The sequence below is a fragment of the Slackia sp. CM382 genome (assembly GCF_000293015.1).
Lineage (GTDB): Bacteria > Actinomycetota > Coriobacteriia > Coriobacteriales > Eggerthellaceae > Slackia > Slackia exigua.
The window spans coordinates 158089-177936 of the sequence record NZ_ALNO01000011.1 but is presented as its reverse complement, the minus strand read 5'-3'; the positions used below and the strand labels follow the sequence as shown (position 1 = coordinate 177936).

Here is a 19848-nt window from a genome sequence, read left to right as displayed (position 1 = left end):
GCCCTATATGGTAGGAGCGGTGGGACTCGAACCCACAATCCCGAAGGCGAAGGATTTTAAGTCCTCTGCGTATGCCGATTCCGCCACGCTCCCGCATGCATCATGCCAGACAAAAGGCCATGATAGCAAAGGAGGGCCGTACCTTTCACGCCATGCGGAAGTCTGCACGAATCTCGCCAAGGCCGCGCGCGGCGTCCAAGACGATGCCGAGCAGCAGATCGGCTTCGCTTGCGCGGAACGAGCGCGCACCGAGCATATCCATCACGGCGGAGAGAATCACGAGCCCCGAGGGAAAGACCGAGGCGCGCTGCGGCTGCAGGCCCGGAACGCGCATGCGCGCCTCGAGCGTGAGCGCGCACATATCGCGCGAGACCTTCTCCAATTCGTCCCTGGTCACGACTGCGCCATGCACGCGTTCCCGATCGTAGGGCACCAGACGATCCCGTACCGCGACGACGCTCGTCGGCGTTCCCGCCACGGCCACGAGCTCGTCGATCGGGCAGGCCCGCAGCGATGCGCGCAGGAAATCCGCCATCTCGGATTCCACCCATCCACGCGCGTCCGCGATCTGTCGCGGCGCAGGGGGATCGTCCGCGAGGAAACGTTCGGCCATGCGGCGGCATCCTACGTCGAACGAGCGACGCGCGCTGATGTTCACGTGCGGAACCATCTGGTCGGGAGCGCCTTCGGCACGCCCGAAGACGACCTCCGTCGATCCGCCGCCGATGTCGACCACGGCGACGTTGCGCCCGCGATACCCGTTCGCGGCGCCGAGAAACGAAAGCTCCGCTTCGCGTTCGCCGGGGATGACGCTCAACGTGATGCCGATGCCTTCGAGGCGCACCGCGAAATCGGCGGAGTTCTCGGCGTCGCGGCTTGCGCTCGTGGCGACGGCCACCACCCGATCGACCGGGACGCCCTCTTCTCCGCAGGCGTCGATTCTCCGACGGTACTGCGCGATTCGGCCGATCGTGCGATCGACCGCCTCTGCGGACAGACGGCCCGTGGCATCGACGCCCTCGCCGAGGTTGGTGATGACGCTCATGCGTTCGACGGGACGAACGCCGGATGCATCCACATCGGCGATGAAGAGCCGGCTCGTGACCGTCCCGATATCGATGGCTGCGATTCTCATGCGTGCTCCTCGGTCTTGCTGCGATGGCGGGCATGCGGCGCCCTACGAACCGGATGACGGGGAGGACGCATCCGTATCGGATGCGTCCTCGTCAGGGCCGTACGGATAGTCGAACATCTTGTCGAGCAACGGCGAGTACCATGTTGCCGGCGCCTTCACCTCGGACGAGACGACGGCGGAATGCACGGCGTCGTTCGCGTTGGCGGATTTCTTGTCGTCAAGCCCCTTGACCACGACCGCCTCCTCGCCTTCCGACACCCATCCGAGCTGCGAGCGCGCTTCATCCTCGATGCCCTCATCGGTCTTGAGCGCCTCGATATCGTCGGTCATGGCTTCGTTGCGCTCGACGACGGCCTGGTACTCGGCTTCGGCCCGCTGCTCGTCGCGGACCTGCGTATAGAGGCTCTTCGCCGGGGAATACAGGAACAGGCCGGCGAACGCGACGACGCCGACGACGACTGCGACGATGAACAGGGCCGGCGGTCCGCCTCGACGTGCGGTGCGCGAGGCAAGGCGCGACGAGGAGGCCCGCGCGCGCGACGAATCCCCGTCGAGTTCGCTTATCGCGCGGCGATGGGAACGCCCGAGCTCGCCGCGATAGAGGGCCGCACGAGACGACGATGCGGGCGCATCGTCCGATCCGAACTGCCTGTCGAACATGCGCGACGCCCGTTCCTTGCTGCGCCGACGACGCTTCGTCTCGGTGTCGGAGGAAGCGTTGCCGGAATACAGCGCCGCGCAAGGGGTGCCGTCGGCGCCGGCGATGGACGAGCGCGCCGATGAACGTGGGGAACCCGCACCCGCATCCTCGTACGCGGAGGAAAAATCGGCTGGAATCTCGCCATCGTCGAACGCCGGCGTCTCCGGCGCACGGACGCCCGCGCGCGACGAGCGTCGGCGGCGCGCATGCGCTTCATCGAAGGAAATGACGTTATCCCTGTTCGTTGGCATATGGTAAGAACTCCTGGTGGCGTGGTGCGTTGAGATGCCGTGATTGCGCCGCATAACTCCATTATGGTATCAGCCCGCACGGTTTCTCGCTGCGCACGAGAGGAATTCCCCAAAACGAGCGAGACGGACCAACGGCCGGGAAGAACCGGCTCCTCGAAGCCGGAAATCCATGAAGCGAACGGATGGACGCCGCACCCCGCCTCTGAACGCGCAGAACAAGCCGAAAACAGGTCGGCGACGAACATGGCCGTGATGGCATCCACCCCCGAACGCGCAGAAAAGCCCGAGCCTCAGAATCGAGGCCCGGGCATGCAATGCTCGCGGAATGCCTGCGCTTAGGGAACGATGATCCCTGTCGCGATGCAATACACGCTGATGAAGAAGAAGATCACGATGACGGCCGCCATGATCTTGTCGCCCACGTTCGGCAGGATAGGCTCGTTGCGCTGCTTCTCGCCCAGGATGTAGAGCGCAAGACCGGGACCGATGAAGATCGTCGTGATCATGAAGTACGCAAGGCCGCCGGAATAGATCAGGAAGATCGAATAGATGGCGCCGATGATCGCGATCACGCGGTAGAAGTTGATACGCCCTGCGCTCAGGCCGTCAATGCCGTCTTTCTTGAACGTCACGAAAACGAAGTAGAACGCGCTGAAGAAGTACGGGATGAGGATCAGCGACAACGAGACGTTGTAGAAGAACTGGTAGGTGGATGCCGAGAAGATCGTCGCGATCAGGAAGAGCTCGACGATGCCGCACGTCAGCGTGACGGTGAAGATCGGCGCACCCTTGTCGTTGTGCTTGGCGAACTGGACCGGCAGGACGCCCTGCTCGGCGGCTTCGAAAGCGCTCTCGGACGAAAGCAGCGTGTAGCCGAGCATGGATCCGAGCAGCGAAAGCGCGACGCCGGCGTTGACGAGCATGGCGCCCCACGGACCCACGACGGCTTCGAGCACGCCCGCGAGCGCCGGGTTCGGGAGCTCGGCGAGCTCCTCCTGCGTCAGAACGCCCATGGACAGGATGGAAATCATCAGGTACAGCGCCAAGATGCACACGAAGGCGACGACGGTCGCGCGACCGACGTCTTTGGAGTACTTGGCGCGCCCGGAGATGGCCACCGCGCCCTCGACGCCCAGGAAGACCCAGAGCGTGACGCTCATAACGCTTACGATCTGGTTATACACATCCCCACCGTTGAATGCGCCGTCGGCGGTGCCCCAGAAGTTGCTCATGAAGATCTGCGGGTCGAATTTCATGGCGAAGATGATGGCGAACAGCGCGACGAAGATCGGGACGATCTTGGCGATCGTGGTCACGATATTGACCGAAGCCGCTTCCTTCACGCCGCGCGTGACCAGAAACCAGCAGATCCAGACGATGATGGAAGCGCCGATCATGGACGGAAGGTTGTTTCCCTCTCCGAAGACCGGGAAGAAGTACCCGATCGCCGCGAACAGGAGCACCGTATAGGAGACCGTGGCCATGAAGGCGCTGACCCAGTAGCTGTATGCCGAGACGAAGCCCATGAACTTACCGAAGCCCGCACGCGCATAGCTGTAGATGCCGCCCGTCAGCTCGGGCTTGAACCTATTGAGCCCGTAGAAGCACATCATGAGCGCAAACACGCCGATGCCGCAGATGAGCCAAGCGATGAGCACCGCGCCCGTATGCGCGCCGGAATGCGCCATGTCGCCGACCATGGTGAACACGCCGCCGCCGACGACCGCCGTGACGATGGCGGCGATGAGATGAGGCATCCCCAGGCCATTGGGGTCGTTGACCCGCAAGCCTTCCCTATCTGCCATGCTGAAAACCCACTTTCTTCGAAATGAGACGAATGGTGCATCCTGCCGCGCCCTCTTCGCACTGCATACGCGCCCGCCGGATCGGCGAATCGGCAGACCCTGCAGACGGCGCACGCGCATCATGCGCTTCGCGGCTTGCTACACAATACTACGGAGACGGTTGCGCGGTATGCATGAAACACTAGATTTTTCGATATTTCTTGCATCTATATGCATATTTTCTAGATTTATTACAGGTTTACGCATTCGAATACCCTGATGGGAGAAAGGGGCGCCCGCAGCGCCGAGCCAACGGCTATGCATACCGTGGCGGGGTTATGCATACCGTAGCGGGCTATGCATGCCGTAGCGCAACGAAGCCGACCCTCTTCCCGAAGGCCGGCTTCATCTTCGATCGATAGGCTCGACGGACCCGCTGCGCGTCAGCGCTCGGAGGCGTCGATGTTGTAGAACGCCCCGAGTCCGGCGTAACGAGCCGTGGCATGCAGCTCCTCTTCGATGCGAATGAGCTGATTGTACTTCGCGACGCGATCGCTGCGGCACGGCGCGCCGGTCTTGATCTGCCCCGCATTCACGGCAACCGAGAGGTCGGCGATCGTGGTGTCCTCCGTTTCGCCGGAACGATGGCTGATGATGCAGGCATACCCAGCCTGCTTGGCCATCTGGATGGCATCGAGCGCCTCGGTCAGCGTGCCGATCTGGTTCACCTTGATCAGGATGGCGTTCGCGACGCCCGTTTCGATGCCGCGCGCAAGACGGTCGGGATTCGTGACGAACAGATCGTCGCCGACGAGCTGGACGCGATCGCCGATGCGATCGGTCAGCATCTTCCAGCCTTCCCAGTCCTCTTCAGCCATGCCGTCTTCGATGGAGACGATCGGATATTTGTCGACCAACGCCTCCCAGTAATCGACCATCTGCTCGCTCGTGTATTCGACGCCTTCGCCCGCCAGCACGTACCGGCCGCGTTCGGCATCGTAGAACTCGGTGGATGCCGGATCCATCGCGAAGAGGATGTCGACGCCGGGCTTGTAGCCTGCTTCCTCGCACGCCTGGATGATGTAGGCGAAGGGCTCTTCGTTCGTCCTGAGGTTCGGAGCGAAGCCGCCTTCGTCCCCAACGCCGCCGCCGAGCCCGGCTTCATGCAGGACGCGCTTGAGCGCGTGATAGATCTCGGAGCACCAGCGCAGGGCCTCCGCGAACGACGAGGCGCCGACCGGCATGATCATGAATTCCTGGAAGTCGACGTTGTTGTCCGCATGCACGCCGCCGTTGAGGATGTTCATCATGGGCGTGGGGAGCAGGTGCGCATTCACGCCGCCCAGATATTTGTACAGCGGCAGATCGGCGGATTCCGCGGCGGCGCGCGCCACGGCGAGCGATGCGCCCAGGATCGCGTTCGCGCCCATGGCGCCCTTGTTGTCCGTGCCGTCGAGCTCGAGCATCTCGGCATCGAGGGCGCGCTGGTCGTCGGCGTCCATGCCGACGATGGCCTCGGCGATTTCGTCGTTCACGTGATTGACGGCGGTCTTGACGCCCTTGCCCAGGTAACGGCCTTTGTCGCCATCGCGCAGCTCGACGGCTTCGAAAGCCCCGGTCGAAGCGCCGGACGGAACGATCGCGCGGGCGAAGGTGCCGTCGTCCAACGTGACCTCAACTTCGACGGTCGGGTTGCCGCGGGAATCAAGAACCTCGCGACCGTAGACATCGAAAACGACGCTCATAGGATGAAGCCTCCTTGCTCGGATTATCACGACAGGAAAATTCTATCAGGTTGCTAGAGGAAGATGCCGCACGCGAGCATCGCGGCGCCACCCGCGACGGCGAGCGCGACGGCAGCCGGATCGCTTCGCGAGAGCCGTATGCTGCTGCGGACGCCGGCGCCGAAGCATCGGGCCTCCATGGCGTCCGCCAGCGTCGCGGCCCTTCGGAAGGCGACGACGACCAGCGCGACGAACGCACGCCCCCAGGCGAGCACGCGCGTATGAGGAGGCCCCGCATCAAACGCCGCGCCGCGGGAAGCCTGCGCTGCGACCAGGCGGGCAAGCTGGATATGCAAATCGGGGATAGCCCCGAGCGCGATGGACGTCATCATGCAGAAGTCGTCGACGGGAAGACGGAACCGCCTGAGGGGCGCGGCGAAGCGTTCCATAGCCGCCGCGATGGAATCCGGGGAACAGGCCAGCACGAGCGCAATGGCGCCGAGCGCGAGCAGATATGCCTTCGCGGCATAGCGGGCGCCTTCGAGCGGATCGGTCGAAGCATGCGCCCCGATGACGAAGAGGGCGAGGATGAGCATGGGGACGGAAGATGCGAAGAGCCGGCGCGCCGGCACGCGCGAAGCGATGCAGGCACCCGCGAACATGAGGGCGAACGCGCCCAACCCCCGCCATCCATGCGTCGACAGCACCCCGACCGAGAAGCAGAAGGACCATGCGATCGCGTAGCGAGCGTCGATATGCCGGCGTTCGTTCATGCCGCCCCGCCAAGCATCCGTCGTCCGTTACGCGTCAGCGTCTTCTCCAACCACGGGTTCTGCGGGAACGGGCTTCGTTGCAGGCTTGACCGTGCTCGTGACCTTCTCGGCGACCGCCTTGCCTGCGTCGGCCATATGGTCGCCGATGTTCTTGGCGGCATCGATCGCCTTATCGGTCGCGTCCTTGGCGTCGTCGATCATGCCGGGGGCAGCATCGACCGCGTGATCCACGAGATCGCGCGTCTTATCGATGGCGCTGTCGACCACTTCGGGGGCGCTTTCCTGAATCTGGTCGATGACCTTGTCCGAGGCGACCTTGACGTCTCCCGCGAATTCTTGAGCCTTATCGATCGCTTCGTTGATGAACTTCCCGATCTCGGTCATGGCGAACCTCCTCGTACGCATGCGATTATGCTGCTTCGTCCATCCTACCACTCAGACGAAAAGAGCGTCCCGAAGGACGCCCTGAAGGCGCATGCGGCTCTGAATATGGGAAAGGGGCTGCAGCGGACGCTGCAGCCCCTTCGCGCATGCGATTCGCATGAAGGCTATTCGGCCTTCTTCTCCTCGGCGGCAACCTCTTCGGCAGGCGCCTCGGCCGCCTCTTCCGCAGCAGCCTCATCAGCCTTATCGGCCGCCTCTTCGACGGGAGCTTCCTTTGCAGCAGCTTCCTCCGCGGGAGCCTGGACGGCTTCTTCCGCGTCGGAGGCCGGAGCCTCATCCTTGGCATCGACAGGCGCCTTCTCGGCGGCCGGAGCCTCGGCCTTGGCCGGCTTGGCGGCCGCAGGAGCGGTCTTGTCGGCCTTCTTGCGCACCGGTTCGGTGCAGAGCTCCATGATCACCATGGGGGCGTTGTCGCCCTTGCGGGGACCGAGCTTGTAGATGCGGGTGTACCCGCCCTGACGATCCTGGAACATGCCCTGCGCGACCTTCTCGAAGACCTCGCGCACGAGCTCCTTGTTGCCGAGCGCGGCGATGGCGAGGCGGCGGGAGTGCAGGTCGCCCCTCTTCGCCCAGGTGATGATCTTGTCGACGTCAGGACGGATCTCCTTGGCGCGCGACTCGATCGTCTTGATGCGATCGTTCGTGAACAGAGCGGCCACCAGGGACTTCTTCATAGCCTTGGTATGGCTGGAATCGGTGCCCAGCTTACGGCCCTTAACGTTATGCCTCATCGTTTATCTCCCCTATTACTGCTTCAAGTTGAGGCCCATCGAGATCAGCTTGTCCTTGACCTCTTCGATGGACTTCGCACCAAAGTTACGGATGTTGAGCAAGTCATTCTCGGAGAACTCGACCAGCTGTCGCACGGAATGGATGCCGGCGCGCTTCAGGCAGTTGTAGGAGCGGACGGAAAGGTCCAGATCCTCGATCTGCTTGTCGAGCTCGGCGTTGGATTCCTGGCCCTCCGGCGCGAAGATGGACGGGATCTCGCCGTCCTCGTCCTCGCCGGCGATGTCGGCCAGGGCCATGAACGAGCCCATGTACTGGTTGATGATGTTGGCGGCACGGCACACGGCCTCGTCGGGCGTGATGGAGCCGTCGGTCGCAACCTCGAGCACGAGCTTGTCGAAGTCGGTGCGCTGACCGACGCGCGTGGAGCTCACGTCGGCGGTGCAACGCTGCACGGGCGAGAACAGGCTGTCGACATGGATGATGCCGATCGGGTCTTCGCTGCGCTTGTTGCGCTCGGCGGGAACGTACCCGCGGCCGACGCCGATGCGGATCGTCATGTTCAGCGTGCCGCCGTCGGCGACGGTGCAGATGACGTGCTCGGGGTTGACGAGGGTGAATTCGGTCGGAACCTGGATGTCCGCACCGGTGACGGTGCAGGGCCCCTCGACGGAAACGGTAGCCGTAGCTTCGGTGTAATCCTCGGAAAGCGCCTGGAAGACCAGGCCCTTCACGTTGAGCGCGATGTCGGTGACGTCTTCGATGACGCCCTCCGCCGTCGTGAACTCATGCTGCACGCCTTCGATCTGAATGGCGGTCGCGCGGGCGCCGTCCAGGGAGGACAGCAGGACGCGACGCATGCAGTTGCCAAGCGTGTAGCCGAAACCACGCTCGAGCGGCTCAACAATGAAGCGAGCGATGGTGTCGTTCACTTCTTCTGTTGTGACAGTTGGCCTCATGAACTCTGCCATAGTCTATAAGCCTCCTCTAAAGCCGCGAATCATTACTACTTCGAATAGAGCTCGACGATAAGCTGCTCTTTGATATCCAAATCGATCTGATCGCGGTTAGGAAGCGCGAGAACGCTGCCCTGCAGCTTCTCGATGTCGACCTCGAGCCATGCAGGCACCTGGACGCGTTCGTTGGATACGAGCGCGCTCTTGATGACGAGCAGATCCTTGGCCTTGGGGGCCACGGAGACGAGGTCGCCGGGACGGACGCGGAAGGACGGGACGTCGACGCGGCGGCCGTTCACCAGGATATGGCCGTGGGTCACGGTCTGGCGGGCTTCCTTGCGCGTGCGGGCGAACCCGAGGCGGAAGACGACGTTGTCCAGGCGGGACTCGAGGATGCGCATCAGGTTTTCGCCGGTGATGCCGCTCATGCGCTTGGCCTTGCGGAAGTAGCCGCGGAACTGCTTCTCGAGAACGCCGTAGATGAACTTGGCCTTCTGCTTCTCGCGCAGCTGGATGGCGTATTCGCTTTCCTTGCGGCGGCGCTGGGGCTGACGGATGGATTCCTTCTTGCTGCTGTAGCCCAGGACGACGGGATCAATACCGAGCTGACGGCAGCGCTTGAGAACCGGAGTTCTATCAATTGCCATAATTACATGATCCTTTCTTGACTACACGCGACGACGCTTGCACGGACGGCAACCGTTGTGCGGGATGGGGGTGCAATCCTGGATGCTGGTCACTTCGAGACCGGCGGCCTGGAGCGAACGGATGGCGGTCTCGCGGCCCGAACCGGGGCCCTTGACGAAGACGCTGACCTTCTTGAGGCCGTGCTCCATGGCGTTCTTGGCAGCCTGCTCGGCAGCCATCTGGGCTGCGAACGGGGTGGACTTGCGGGAGCCCTTGAAGCCGACCGTGCCGGCGGAGTTCCAGGAAATCACATTGCCCTGAGGATCGGTGATGGATACGATGGTGTTGTTGAACGTGCTCTTGATATGAGCCTGTCCGACCGCAATGTTCTTGCGCTCGGAACGCTTGACGCGCGTACGAACGTTTTTCTTAGCCATGAGTCAGACCCCTTATTTCTTCTTGCCGCCGATTTGACGCTTGGGACCCTTGCGGGTGCGGGCGTTGGTGTGCGTGCGCTGGCCGCGAACGGGAAGGCCCTTGCGGTGGCGCAGGCCACGGTAGCAGCCGATTTCCATAAGGCGCTTGACGTTCTGGGAAACCTCGCGATGCAGGTCGCCCTCGATCGTCATGTTCTGATCGATGTACTCGCGGATCTTCTGCAGGTCGTCTTCCGAGATATCCTTGACGCGGATGTCGGGGTTGACGCCGGTAGCTGCGATGATTTTCTTGGCAGAGGTGTCACCGATGCCGTAGATGTAGGTCAAGCCGGTCTCGATACGCTTTTCGCGAGGTAGGTCGACACCAAAAAGACGTGGCATATTGCTTTACCCTTCCTCTTTCTTAGCCCTGGCGCTGCTTATGACGGGGGTTCTCGCAGATGACGAGGACCTTGCCATGGCGTCGGATGATTTTGCACTTGTCGCACATCTTCTTGACCGAAGGACGTACCTTCATGTTCGTCTCCTTTGAATGTGCAGCTCCCCGACAGTGACGGGCCACCGGGAAAACCATTCGATACTACGTGTACTTCTTTATCCACCACGCCCAGCCGCAGGCGATGATTTTCAGTGCGTATGCGCCGCTTCGCGCAGCGCGCATTCAACGAAAGGATGCCGAATCGCTCGGATTCCAAGCATGCGAAGAAGGCGACGTTCACACAAAGCACAGACAATCCATGCCTTGCGCGACCCCGTCGCCGCAGACGCTACTTGAAGCGGTAGGTGATTCGACCGCGATTCAGATCGTAGATGGAAAGCTCCACCGTGACCTTGTCGCCAGGAAGGATCTTGATGTAATGCATGCGCATTTTGCCTGAGATATGAGCCAGGATCTTATGCCCGTTCTCAAGCTCGACATTAAACATCGCGTTCGGGAGCGCCTCGAGGACGGTCCCCTCAAGTTCAATGACGTCTTGCTTAGCCAATAATCTTCCTTCGTCTCTTCGTTGATAACGCAGCAGCGGGACATATTATCAAATTTTTCAGGAATTTGCAGGTGACGCATCACCGACCACGCGTGCGCCACATTTCGACCTCTGGCGCGAGGCGAAAAGGAACGCTCGCGCCGAGTGCTAGAATGGGAATGCACCTGCACGTCGATTTGAGGAGTTGTTCTCCATGCCCAAGCAGTACAAGCGCGTCTTCGCGGCGCTCGACGGAGGAAAGACCCAGAACCATGTCGCCGAACGTGCCATAGAGCTCGCGGCGACCGAAAAGGCCGAACTGGTCTTCGGACACGTCGTCGATTCCGTCCCTTACGAGGCCGCCGGAACCGATTTCGCCGCTCTTGCCGACGAAATGCGCGTCAAGCTCGAAGAATCCATCGCACCGATGCTCGAAGCCGCGCGCTCCAACCCCGACATCCCCAGCGTCCACGTCATCGTGAAGGCCGGCCGCATCACCGAGACCTTGGCCGAGCAGATCATCGAACCGTACGATCCCGACCTGGTCATCTGCGGGGAACGCGGGCTGTCGAACATCAAGTACGTGTTCGTGGGCAGCGTGTCCACCTACCTGATCCGCAACCTGCGCTGCGATATCCTGGTGGTGAAAGAGAACTAGGATCGGCTTACCGCAGGCCGCTTGAACGCATGCGTGTTCGCAATCGCGAAGGGCGTCTCCCTCCTCGATTCGAGGAGGGAGACGCCCTTCGCGCATCATCGGGCCCCGCACGATGAAAGGCTCCTGGGTGCGGAGGATGGGCGGGATCGGGCGCCGATATCCTGCGCCCACCCCTTCGATTCCCTCCCGAGATCCTCCGACGAGCCGCTTCTAGAGCCTTTGCGCAAGGCCTTCGAGGAGCGCTTCTCCTCGAAGGCCGGCGGGCGTGATCACTATCTCGCGCACGCCGTCGGGCCGGACGCTGAAATCGAGGAGAAGGTGGTCTTCGGGGCACGCTTCGCAGAATTTATCCGCCCATTCCACGACCGAGACGCCGTCGCCTTCGATCGTCGCGAAGTAATCGATGTCGTCGAGCTCGCCGGCATCGTCGAGCCGATACAGGTCGAAATGGTACAGCGGGAGCCGCCCGCCCTCGTAGGAGCTCATCAAGGTGAAGGTCGGGCTCGTCGGAACCTCGCGGATGCCGAGCGCCGCCGCAAGTCCCTGGGCGAAGTGCGTCTTGCCCGCCCCGAGGTCGCCTGTGAGCAGCAGGACGTCGCCCTCTTCGAGCGCAGGCGCCAGAAGCGCGGCGAGGCGCTGCGTCTCCTCGACCGACGCGCTTGCGTAGCTGATGCCCATGGAACGGATCCCTCCTCGTGAAAGGGGGCGAGGCGAATCGATCGCCCCGCCCCCTTGGAATCGCATGCGACCGCGCGGCCTACAGGCTGAAGTCCGCTTCGCCGTCGAAGACCTTGACGGCCTCTTCGACGCTGGCATCGGCCAACGTGATGGCGGAGATGGCCTTGGTCAGACGAACGGCTTCGTCCAACGAGCGCTGATGGATGTTGCGACCGGTGGCGTTGCCCACCGCGTTGCCGATGTGGATCTGATCATGCAGCTGGGACAGGAATACGGGGGCGTCGACCGTGGAGCCGCCTGCGCACACCAGACCGGTGCGGCCCGCGGCGGCGGAGGCGACGGCGAGGTTCTCGGCAGACGTCTTGCCGTCGGATGCGACAGGAGGATTGACCTTCACGAAGTCGGCGCCCAGGCACAGCGCGACGCCTGCGGCGCCCGCGATGGTCTCGGAAGCCTTCTCGCGGTCGCCGACGGCCTTGCCGCGAGGATAGATCCAAAGCACGACGATCAGACCTTGGGCATGCGCCTCGGCGATGAGCTGGCCGGCTTCGGAGAGCATGGTGGATTCGTATTCGCTGCCGAGATACAGCGTGTAGCCGAGGCCGACGATGTTGACGCCCGCCTCGCGCATGGCCAGCACGGCTTCCAGGTCATGCAGCTGGCCGCTGTACGGATCGTCCTGGGAGGTCTTGACCAGATTGGTCTTGGAATTCATCTTGACCAGGTAGTTGACATCGGGATAGTCGGCCGCATAGCGGGCGATGAGGCCGCGCTGGGCGGCCATGACGCCGCAGACGCCCTGGTCGGCGATCTTGAAGAGGTGCTCGGGGTCGAGGTCGGCGATGTCGATGCCTTCGCCGTAGAAATCGCCGTTCATGTGCTCGACCTTCTGGTCGCAGGCGAACAGCATCAAGCGGCCCGTGCCGCGGGTGGCGGCCATGTAGTTGTCGATGTAGGCCTCGCGTGCGTCCACGAGAACGTCGACGGGCACCTTGACCTGATCACGAGTGATCTTGGGCATCATTTCCTCCTCATAGTCTTTGGCGCGGGCGGTTGCTCGCGCCGATGCGGCGGCAGCGCGGAAGGCTGCGGGCTCCAGTATAGATGATGCGCCGGCGGCTTCAATCGGCAGCGGCGCGCAGCTTAATACGGAATACGCGGGCAGGGCGGCTCCATCTCGCGCTTGAACGCGTTGGCTTTCACGCGTGCGAGCATGCGGTCGACCTCGGTCGGAACGAAACCGCGCTCGACAAGCCCCTCGCGGTCGATGCCGTGCTCGATATGCTCGATCAGCATGGCATCGAGCGTCTCGTACGCGCCGAGGGCGTCCTCGTCGCGCTGATCGGGCGCAAGCTCTGCGCTCGGAGGCTTGATGAGCACGTTTTCGGGGATGGGCGCGGCGAGCCCGGAAGCTTCCGCCTGTTCGTTCACGAAGCGCGACGCCGCGAACACATCGGTCTTGTACAAACCCCCGATCGGAGCGAAGGCGCCGACCGTGTCGCCGTACAGCGTGGAGTATCCCATCATGGCCTCGGATCGGTTGCCCGTGTTGACGACCAGCCAGCCTGTCATGTTGGAGATGGCCATGAGAATGATCATGCGGCATCTGGCCTGGGTGTTTTCAGCCGCGACGCCTCCGAATCCGCCCATGTGCTCGGACAGGATGCGCCCGAACGCCTGGAACGGCTCGTTGATGGATATCTGCTGCGTCTCGATGCCGAGCGCGCGCGCGAGTTCCTGGGCGTCGATGAGCGAATGGCTCGTGGAATACGGGCCGGGCATCAGAACGCCGTGCACGTGCTCGCTGCCGAAGACGTCGCAGCAGAGGCAGGCGACCAGGCTCGAATCGATGCCGCCCGAAAGCCCGATGACGACATCGGTCGCGGACGTCTCTTCGGCGAAGTCGCGCAGCGCGTCGACGCAGACGCGGTGCTTTTCGGCGATATCCATAGATGGCTTCCTTCTGATATCGGCTTACTGAACGGCTCGGATGCGCGCGCGCAGCCAATCGGCCCAAGCGTCGACCCCGTCGCCTTTCGTCGCGGCGATCGGAAAGATGGGCGCTTCGGGATTGAGCTGGCGCACCGCGTCGGAGAAGGCGTCTGCGTCGAAGTCGAAGACGCCGAGGGTATCGACCTTGTTGAGCACGATGGCCTCGGCCGCCTGGAACACGCCCGGGTACTTGAGGGGCTTGTCGTCGCCTTCGGGCACCGACAGGATCATGACCTTGCTGCCCTCGCCCAAATCGAAGTCGGTCGGGCATACCAGGTTGCCGACGTTCTCGACGATGATGAGGTCGAGGCTTTCGAGGTCGAGCACGTCGACCGCGCGCCGGACCATATCGCTTTCCAGGTGGCAGGCGCCCCCGGTGTTGATCTGCACGGCCGGGATGCCCTGGGCGCTGATCTTCGCCGCATCCACGTTGCTCGCGATATCGCCTTCGATGACCGCGATGTTGAATTCGTCGCGCAGGGCCTCGATGGTGGCGAGGATCGTGGAGGTCTTCCCGGAACCGGGGCTGGCCAGCAAATCGACGACGAAGACATGGTGCTCGGCGAACAAGGCGCGGTTGGCGTCGGCAAGCCGATCGTTCTTGTCGAGGATGGGCTGCTTGAGATCGATCTTCATGACATGCTCCTTACTCGGGATCGGGAATGTCGACTTCGATGGATTCGATGCGCATCTCCCGGCCTTCGATCAACCGGCCTATGCCCCCGCATTCGGGACACAGCATATGGAAGCGATCGTGCACGTAGACCTTGCCGCATTCGGCGCACCGGCTCTTCGGCTCGATCATGTTCACGACCAGCTCGGCTCCCTTGAAGAACGGCTCCTGCTCGGTGAGGACCTCGAAGGCGAAATGGAGCGCATCTTCGATGGCCTCGGTCATGACGCCGACGGAAAGCGTGACCTTGAGCACGCGGGTGGCACCGGATTCGCGGGCTGCCTGAGACACGCTGTCCACGACGCCGGTCATGATGCCTAGTTCGTGCATGGCCTTCCTTTCGATGCGGAAGAAGGGCGACCGAAGCGCCCTCCTCCCATAGTAATCCGTCGTATGCGATTATGTTACGACTCGCATGCTTTTTCACAACCGACCATGCGATCGGCACGATGAGGCGAGCGTTTCCGTCGACCGACGGCCGGACGGCGCGTCAGTCCTCGTCGTCCCCCAAACGTTCGCGAATCTTCCGCTTCTGGATCTCCCATTGCTCGGCCCAGTCGCGCTGCTCCTCCACTTCGCGCGCGAGCTCTTCCTTCTGCTCCTTCACGCGGCTGCCGAGCACCAGGCGGGCGACCAGCAGGCTGAGCTCGTAGAGCACGAGCAGCGCCGCGAACATCAGGAGCATCGTGACCGGCGAGGCGTCGAGCGTGACCATGGCGGCGATCACCATGAGGGTGATATAGACGGTGCGCCAGGACTCGCGAAGCTTCGCATAGGGAATGACCTCGAAGACGACCAGGTAGAACACGATCAGCGGCAGCTCGAACGCGAAACCGAACGCGATTTCGAAGTTGATGATGACATCGACCCACGACCGAGCGTCAGGGAAGATGGACGCATATCCGCCTGCCTGGTCGGTCAGCCACTCGACCGCAGGATTCAGGATGAAGCCGTAGCAGAAGACGGTGCCCAGGACGAAGAGGGCCACGCCCACCGCGAACGTGGGGATGAACCACTTGCGCTCGCTCGGCTTCAGGGCCGGAAGGAAGAACGCCAGGACCTGCCAGATGATGATCGGCATGCAGGCCATGATGGACACCCAGATGGAGACCTTGAAGCGGATGGAGAACGATCCGAACACGTCGAGGACGTTCAGCGCGACGGAGCCGTCGGGATTCTGCGGCATGAAATCCTTGATGGGTTCGAACATGAACTGGATGATCGTCGGCGTGGCGAGGTAGAACACGCACATGGCGACGAAGAGCACCGCGACGATGCGGACGAGGCGCATGCGCAGCTCGCCCAGGTGCTCGAAGAGCGGCATGCGCGCCGGACCGATAGGCATTACGCATCCTTCCTCTCGCTCGAGGCTTCGGCGGTTTCGGCAGGCTCATCCGCCGCGGCAGGGACGGCGGGTTCGGGCTTGGGCGCCGCGGTCCCGAAGATCTCGTCGGCAAGCGCGCTCTCCGCGGAACGCGCGGCGGCGACCTCTTCGGCGGCTGCCTCGTTCGCGGCCTTGCGGGCGGCCATGATGTCCTTATGCATGTCGGGAGCGGCTTTGGCGACCGTGGTGCCGGCGGCGGCAGCGGCGGCGTTCGCCTCGTCGCGCACCTCTTTCGCGGCGGCGTTCGCGGCATCGCGCTTCTTCTTCTCGGCACGTTCGCGGTCGTACTTGGCCTTGCGGGCGGAGAAGGATTCCTTCTTCTCGACCTTGGCCTTGCTCGTCTTATCCATGTCTTTCAGGGGATTCTTGATGGGATCGGCCGCCGCAGGGTCGAAGACCTCTTCCTTGACGACCTTGTTCATCTCCTGCTGGGCGTCTCGGAACTTGGCGATGCCTTGGCCGACGACCTTCGCGATCTGGGGCAGCTTATCGGGCCCGAAGATCAAGAAGCCGAAGAGGAGGATGAGAAAAAGCTCGGTTCCGCTTAGTCCAAACACATTGACCTCTCAGGATCGTGGCGATTAACCGCACGATTCTAGCATAGGCCGCCTGCGACGAACCACCGCTGCCAGGGAAAGCACACAGGGGGATGCATGCCCCTCCGCCGCACGCCGTGCCGTCGGGAAGCCGCGCGCGGCGCATGCGCCGTTGTCGCAAGGCTGACGCAGGGCCGCACGTCAGGCCCCGGGTTCCAAGCGATCGGCAAGCTTGTATCCCACCCGCCACACCGTCAGCACGTAGCGCGGCTTGGACGGGTCGTCTTCGATCTTCTCCCGGATCTTGCGCACGAGCACCGTGACGGTGTTCGGATCCGCGGCCTCGCGATGCTCCCAGAGCGCATCTATGATCTGCTCGCGCGTGAAGACCGTCCCGGCCTCGGACGCAAGGAGCGCGAGGAGCTCGAACTCCCTCGAAGACAGAGCGACGGCCTCGCCGCGCAGGCGCGCTTCGTACTTTTTGAAGAACACCTCGAGGTCGCCCACGCGAAACGACCCCTTCGCCCGCGCGTCCGTCGCAGCGGCGGCGCGGGCGCGACGATTGAGCCATACCTTCACGCGCAGCACAAGCTCCTCGGTCAAGAACGGCTTGACGAGATAGTCGTCCGCGCCGCTGTTGAAACCGACGCTCTTGTCGACGATGTCGCCTTTGGCGGATAGGAAGACCACGGGCACGCGGCGGCCCTCGCTGCGGATGAGCCTGCAGACGTCGAAGCCGTTCATGTCCGGAAGCATGACGTCAAGGACGAGCACGTCGGGCCGTTCGCGGCGCAGCATCTCGAGACCTGCCGCGCCGTTGTCGGAGCAGCAGTAGTCCCATCCCTCGCGCGCGGCTATCTGGCCGACGAGCTCGCGCAGGCTTTCATCGTCGTCGATAAGCATGATCTTGCTCATGATCCTCCCCCTTCCGACGACTCCGACCCGGTGCGCGCCACGGTGACGACGGGAACGCGCACGACGAATTCCGATCCCTCGCCCGGCCGGCTCGTGAGGGACACGTCGCCGCCGAGGATGCCCGCGAGGTCCTTCACGAGGGAAAGCCCTAGGCCGCTTCCCCCGAAACGCCGCGCCGTGGACATGTTCTCCTGGGTGAATCGCTCGAATATCAATTCGTGCTTATCGGCCGGAATGCCGATGCCGGTATCCCTGACCTCGATGCGCACGAACCCTTCCTCGGCATCGCGCGCGACCGCGACCGCAACCGAGCCTCCTTCTCCCGTGAACTTTATCGCATTGTTCACGAGATTGCTGAGTATCCGGCGCAGCTTCTCCCAGTCGCTCATGACGAGCGGAACCTCGGAAGAGACGTCGCTCGTCAGCGCGATCCCCTTCTTCGAGGCGAGAGGCGCGAGCGATTGGACGACCATGCCGACGAGGTCGGAGACGTCGATAAGCTCGATGCTCACCTCGTCGCGCCCCGATTGGATGCGCGCGGTCTCGAGCACGTTGTCCACCATCTCGAGCAGGATCTGGCCGTTCTTCTCGATCTCGTCGAGCTGGCGGCGCGATTCCCCTCCATCGCGCGGAACATGCGTATCGAGCAGATCCGCGAAGGCTATGATCGAAGTCAGAGGCGTGCGCAGCTCGTGGCTCACGATGGCGAGGAAGTCGGTCTTGTACTGGTTGTCCCGCTTCAGGCGCTCGTTGACGCGCTCCACGTGCGCACGCTGCTCCTGAAGCTGCTCCATGGCCGTCCGAAGCTGGTCGGTGCGCTCTCCCACCTGGCTTTCGAGGTTTCCGTACAGCACCGATAGGGCCGACGACATCGAATCGAAGTGCGCGAAGAGCGTATCCATCTCGCGGGAATCGAAGACGCCGATCGGGGCTGCGGCCGTGTGCGCCCGGGACGGATCGGCATCCACGGCGCGCAGGCTCGCGCCAAGGCTTTCGAGAGGACGCACCACCATCCAGCTCAGCGCGAAGTACACGGCAACGCCGAGGATGAGCATGATGAGCAGGAAGAACATCACGTTGTTCCAGACCGAGGCCATCATGTTGTCGAAGTACAGGTCCGTCGGCACGATGATGCTCATGGCTCCGCCGACATCGCCGATCTTCCATCCTTCCTTCGGATGGCCGGTCGGATCGATCTCGCCGGCAGGCTCGCCATGGCATTCGGTGCAGTCCTTGGTCACGCGCATCTCGGAAACGTAGCGAAACACGTTCCGGCCTTCGTATTCGGTGAATCCGTAGTATTCGTCGTCCCGCGGGTCGGCCTCGAACTGCCTGAGGGCCGCCTCCTCGAATTCGTCGGGCTCGGCGTTCGAATTGCGGGGATCGAGCTTGGTGAAACGGATCACGGTATCGGAATGCTGGGAGAACAGTGCGGCGACGGACTTGCCCGCAAGGGCGCAGTGAAGCCCTTTGTAATCGTACGCGCCGGTCGAATCATGGTTGATGGTGTATTGGTTGGCGGAGACGAACGACCAGGTCGCATCCATCTCGGTCGTCAGCATGCGGGCCTGCTCGACGATCTCGGATTCCGTCATCGCAAGCTTCTCGTGATAGGTCCAGGCCGTGAAGGCGGCGAGGATCAGCACGAGAATGGCCGCAAGGAGACCGACCACCTTCACCTTGAGCGAAAGGCGCGAGACCCGACGCGCGAGGACATCGAGCATGGGCGCCTACTCGTTCCGGCGCGAAGGGTCGAAGGGGGCGGCGGAGGCGCGGGCGCCGATGAGGGCGGCCACGGAATCGACGGTCGCGGATGTCAGGCGCGCGAACGCCCGGTAATACGGCGTATGGGCGCTCGCGGCCATCGCATCGAGAAACGCATGGGCGAACACGAGGACATGGTCGGAGAAGAACGTGCGCAAGTCATCGACGATGTCTTCACGTTCCTTGCCCATCGATGCCGCGGAGCGCGAAAGGAGATCGGACGCGAAGGCGAGCTCGAGGCCGAGATGATCGTCGGGAACGGAGGATTCCATGGAGACTTCGACGCCGTACGAGCGATACATCGCGCGAACCTCGTGCATGAAAGGCCCGCAGAGCGTACGGTCTTCGGTCCGCCATGCGGATTCGTACGGAGAGGCGCCGCTGACCGCGACCATGTAGAAGAGATGGGTATAGTCGCGCCTCAGATCGTGGAAGAGCGCATCGAACGCATCCGCGTCCCCGTCCCCCCGTGCAAGCTCGTCGACGATGACGCGCGCGTCGTCGGGCGAGACGCTGACGAACGGTTCGTGCAGAAACGCATCGCGGCCTTCCACGAAAAGCTTCAGGACGTCTTCGTCGACGTTTCTCAGCAGCGTCCCGGCGCACACGTCGCATAGAACGGCCGCCGCCCTCAGCGCGTCGGCTCTGATCGGTTCGCTCATGGCGCATCCCTCCTTTTTCAGTCCATCATGATGCAGGCGGACCCCGGACGCAAGATGCGGC

Annotated in this window: 23 protein-coding genes, 1 tRNA gene and 1 pseudogene; 1 reads left to right on the top strand and 24 read right to left on the bottom strand. The window is 62.9% G+C overall.

Going from position 1 to position 19848, the window contains the following annotated elements; all coding sequences use genetic code 11:
• Positions 1-8 precede the first annotated feature (8 nt).
• From HMPREF1155_RS05050 to infA, 14 genes and pseudogenes are all read right to left on the bottom strand, one after another.
• Positions 9-93: transfer RNA gene (locus HMPREF1155_RS05050), tRNA-Leu, on the bottom strand.
• Positions 94-145: 52 nt separating this feature from the next.
• Complete coding sequence (locus HMPREF1155_RS05045; RefSeq protein WP_009078051.1) at positions 146-1135, bottom strand: Ppx/GppA phosphatase family protein; 990 nt, start codon at positions 1133-1135, stop codon at positions 146-148.
• 42 nt (positions 1136-1177) lie between these two features.
• Positions 1178-2086, bottom strand: coding sequence for a septum formation initiator family protein (locus HMPREF1155_RS05040; protein ID WP_009077937.1), 909 nt, complete (start codon positions 2084-2086; stop codon positions 1178-1180).
• Between the two features lie 335 nt (positions 2087-2421).
• The gene (locus HMPREF1155_RS05035) at positions 2422-3891 is read right to left on the bottom strand and encodes a basic amino acid/polyamine antiporter (protein ID WP_039993392.1); all 1470 of its coding nucleotides are present in this window, start codon (positions 3889-3891) and stop codon (positions 2422-2424) included.
• A gap of 422 nt (positions 3892-4313) precedes the next feature.
• Positions 4314-5615 (bottom strand): phosphopyruvate hydratase, encoded by a 1302-nt coding sequence (gene eno, locus HMPREF1155_RS05030; RefSeq protein ID WP_006363196.1) that lies wholly within the window; start codon positions 5613-5615, stop codon positions 4314-4316.
• Between the two features lie 53 nt (positions 5616-5668).
• Complete coding sequence (locus HMPREF1155_RS05025; RefSeq protein WP_009077879.1) at positions 5669-6367, bottom strand: energy-coupling factor transporter transmembrane protein EcfT; 699 nt, start codon at positions 6365-6367, stop codon at positions 5669-5671.
• A gap of 27 nt (positions 6368-6394) precedes the next feature.
• Positions 6395-6751 (bottom strand): hypothetical protein, encoded by a 357-nt coding sequence (locus HMPREF1155_RS05020; protein ID WP_009078025.1) that lies wholly within the window; start codon positions 6749-6751, stop codon positions 6395-6397.
• Positions 6752-7194: 443 nt separating this feature from the next.
• Positions 7195-7542: pseudogene (gene rplQ, locus HMPREF1155_RS09185) on the bottom strand (50S ribosomal protein L17); the annotation flags it as partial.
• Positions 7543-7557: 15 nt separating this feature from the next.
• Positions 7558-8511: a DNA-directed RNA polymerase subunit alpha gene (locus HMPREF1155_RS05010; RefSeq protein ID WP_006363200.1), complete on the bottom strand. Its 954-nt coding sequence runs from the start codon at positions 8509-8511 to the stop codon at positions 7558-7560.
• A 35-nt stretch (positions 8512-8546) separates the two neighbouring features.
• A complete protein-coding gene (gene rpsD / locus HMPREF1155_RS05005; RefSeq protein WP_006363201.1) occupies positions 8547-9143 on the bottom strand; it encodes a 30S ribosomal protein S4 in 597 nt (198 codons plus the stop codon).
• A gap of 21 nt (positions 9144-9164) precedes the next feature.
• A complete protein-coding gene (gene rpsK, locus HMPREF1155_RS05000) occupies positions 9165-9560 on the bottom strand; it encodes a 30S ribosomal protein S11 (protein ID WP_006363202.1) in 396 nt (131 codons plus the stop codon).
• 12 nt (positions 9561-9572) lie between these two features.
• The gene (gene rpsM / locus HMPREF1155_RS04995) at positions 9573-9941 is read right to left on the bottom strand and encodes a 30S ribosomal protein S13 (RefSeq protein ID WP_006363203.1); all 369 of its coding nucleotides are present in this window, start codon (positions 9939-9941) and stop codon (positions 9573-9575) included.
• Between the two features lie 22 nt (positions 9942-9963).
• Positions 9964-10077, bottom strand: a complete 114-nt coding sequence (rpmJ, locus tag HMPREF1155_RS04990) for a 50S ribosomal protein L36 (protein ID WP_006363204.1) — start codon at positions 10075-10077, stop codon at positions 9964-9966.
• A 250-nt stretch (positions 10078-10327) separates the two neighbouring features.
• Positions 10328-10546 (bottom strand): translation initiation factor IF-1, encoded by a 219-nt coding sequence (gene infA, locus HMPREF1155_RS04985; RefSeq protein ID WP_006363206.1) that lies wholly within the window; start codon positions 10544-10546, stop codon positions 10328-10330.
• A 193-nt stretch (positions 10547-10739) separates the two neighbouring features.
• Between infA and HMPREF1155_RS04980 the strand changes: the two genes are divergently transcribed.
• Positions 10740-11183 carry a universal stress protein gene (locus HMPREF1155_RS04980; RefSeq protein ID WP_006363207.1) on the top strand — a complete coding sequence of 148 codons (444 nt, stop codon included), beginning with the start codon at positions 10740-10742 and terminating at the stop codon, positions 11181-11183.
• 210 nt (positions 11184-11393) lie between these two features.
• Here the strand turns inward: HMPREF1155_RS04980 and tsaE are convergent, their stop codons facing one another.
• The 10 genes from tsaE to HMPREF1155_RS04930 all read right to left on the bottom strand — a co-directional run bounded on the left by tsaE (position 11394) and on the right by HMPREF1155_RS04930 (position 19787).
• Positions 11394-11861: a tRNA (adenosine(37)-N6)-threonylcarbamoyltransferase complex ATPase subunit type 1 TsaE gene (gene tsaE, locus HMPREF1155_RS04975; RefSeq protein ID WP_009077961.1), complete on the bottom strand. Its 468-nt coding sequence runs from the start codon at positions 11859-11861 to the stop codon at positions 11394-11396.
• 79 nt (positions 11862-11940) lie between these two features.
• Positions 11941-12882: an aldolase gene (locus HMPREF1155_RS04970; RefSeq protein WP_202898209.1), complete on the bottom strand. Its 942-nt coding sequence runs from the start codon at positions 12880-12882 to the stop codon at positions 11941-11943.
• Between the two features lie 122 nt (positions 12883-13004).
• The gene (gene nadE, locus HMPREF1155_RS04965; RefSeq protein WP_009078057.1) at positions 13005-13811 is read right to left on the bottom strand and encodes an NAD(+) synthase; all 807 of its coding nucleotides are present in this window, start codon (positions 13809-13811) and stop codon (positions 13005-13007) included.
• A gap of 24 nt (positions 13812-13835) precedes the next feature.
• The gene (gene hypB, locus HMPREF1155_RS04960; RefSeq protein WP_006363211.1) at positions 13836-14489 is read right to left on the bottom strand and encodes a hydrogenase nickel incorporation protein HypB; all 654 of its coding nucleotides are present in this window, start codon (positions 14487-14489) and stop codon (positions 13836-13838) included.
• Positions 14490-14499: 10 nt separating this feature from the next.
• Positions 14500-14856, bottom strand: a complete 357-nt coding sequence (locus HMPREF1155_RS04955) for a hydrogenase maturation nickel metallochaperone HypA (RefSeq protein ID WP_009077773.1) — start codon at positions 14854-14856, stop codon at positions 14500-14502.
• 160 nt (positions 14857-15016) lie between these two features.
• Positions 15017-15871: a twin-arginine translocase subunit TatC gene (tatC, locus tag HMPREF1155_RS04950; RefSeq protein WP_009077882.1), complete on the bottom strand. Its 855-nt coding sequence runs from the start codon at positions 15869-15871 to the stop codon at positions 15017-15019.
• A complete protein-coding gene (locus HMPREF1155_RS04945; RefSeq protein ID WP_009078078.1) occupies positions 15871-16467 on the bottom strand; it encodes a twin-arginine translocase TatA/TatE family subunit in 597 nt (198 codons plus the stop codon). The genes tatC and HMPREF1155_RS04945 overlap by 1 nt, the downstream gene beginning before the upstream one ends.
• Before the next feature lie 180 nt (positions 16468-16647).
• On the bottom strand, positions 16648-17361 hold the full coding sequence (locus HMPREF1155_RS04940) for a response regulator transcription factor (protein WP_006363216.1): 714 nt from the start codon (positions 17359-17361) through the stop codon (positions 16648-16650).
• Positions 17358-19085: an ATP-binding protein gene (locus HMPREF1155_RS04935; protein ID WP_009078016.1), complete on the bottom strand. Its 1728-nt coding sequence runs from the start codon at positions 19083-19085 to the stop codon at positions 17358-17360. The genes HMPREF1155_RS04940 and HMPREF1155_RS04935 overlap by 4 nt, the downstream gene beginning before the upstream one ends.
• Positions 19086-19091: 6 nt before the next feature.
• Positions 19092-19787, bottom strand: a complete 696-nt coding sequence (locus HMPREF1155_RS04930) for a molecular chaperone (protein ID WP_009077789.1) — start codon at positions 19785-19787, stop codon at positions 19092-19094.
• Between the last annotated feature and the right edge of the window lie 61 nt (positions 19788-19848).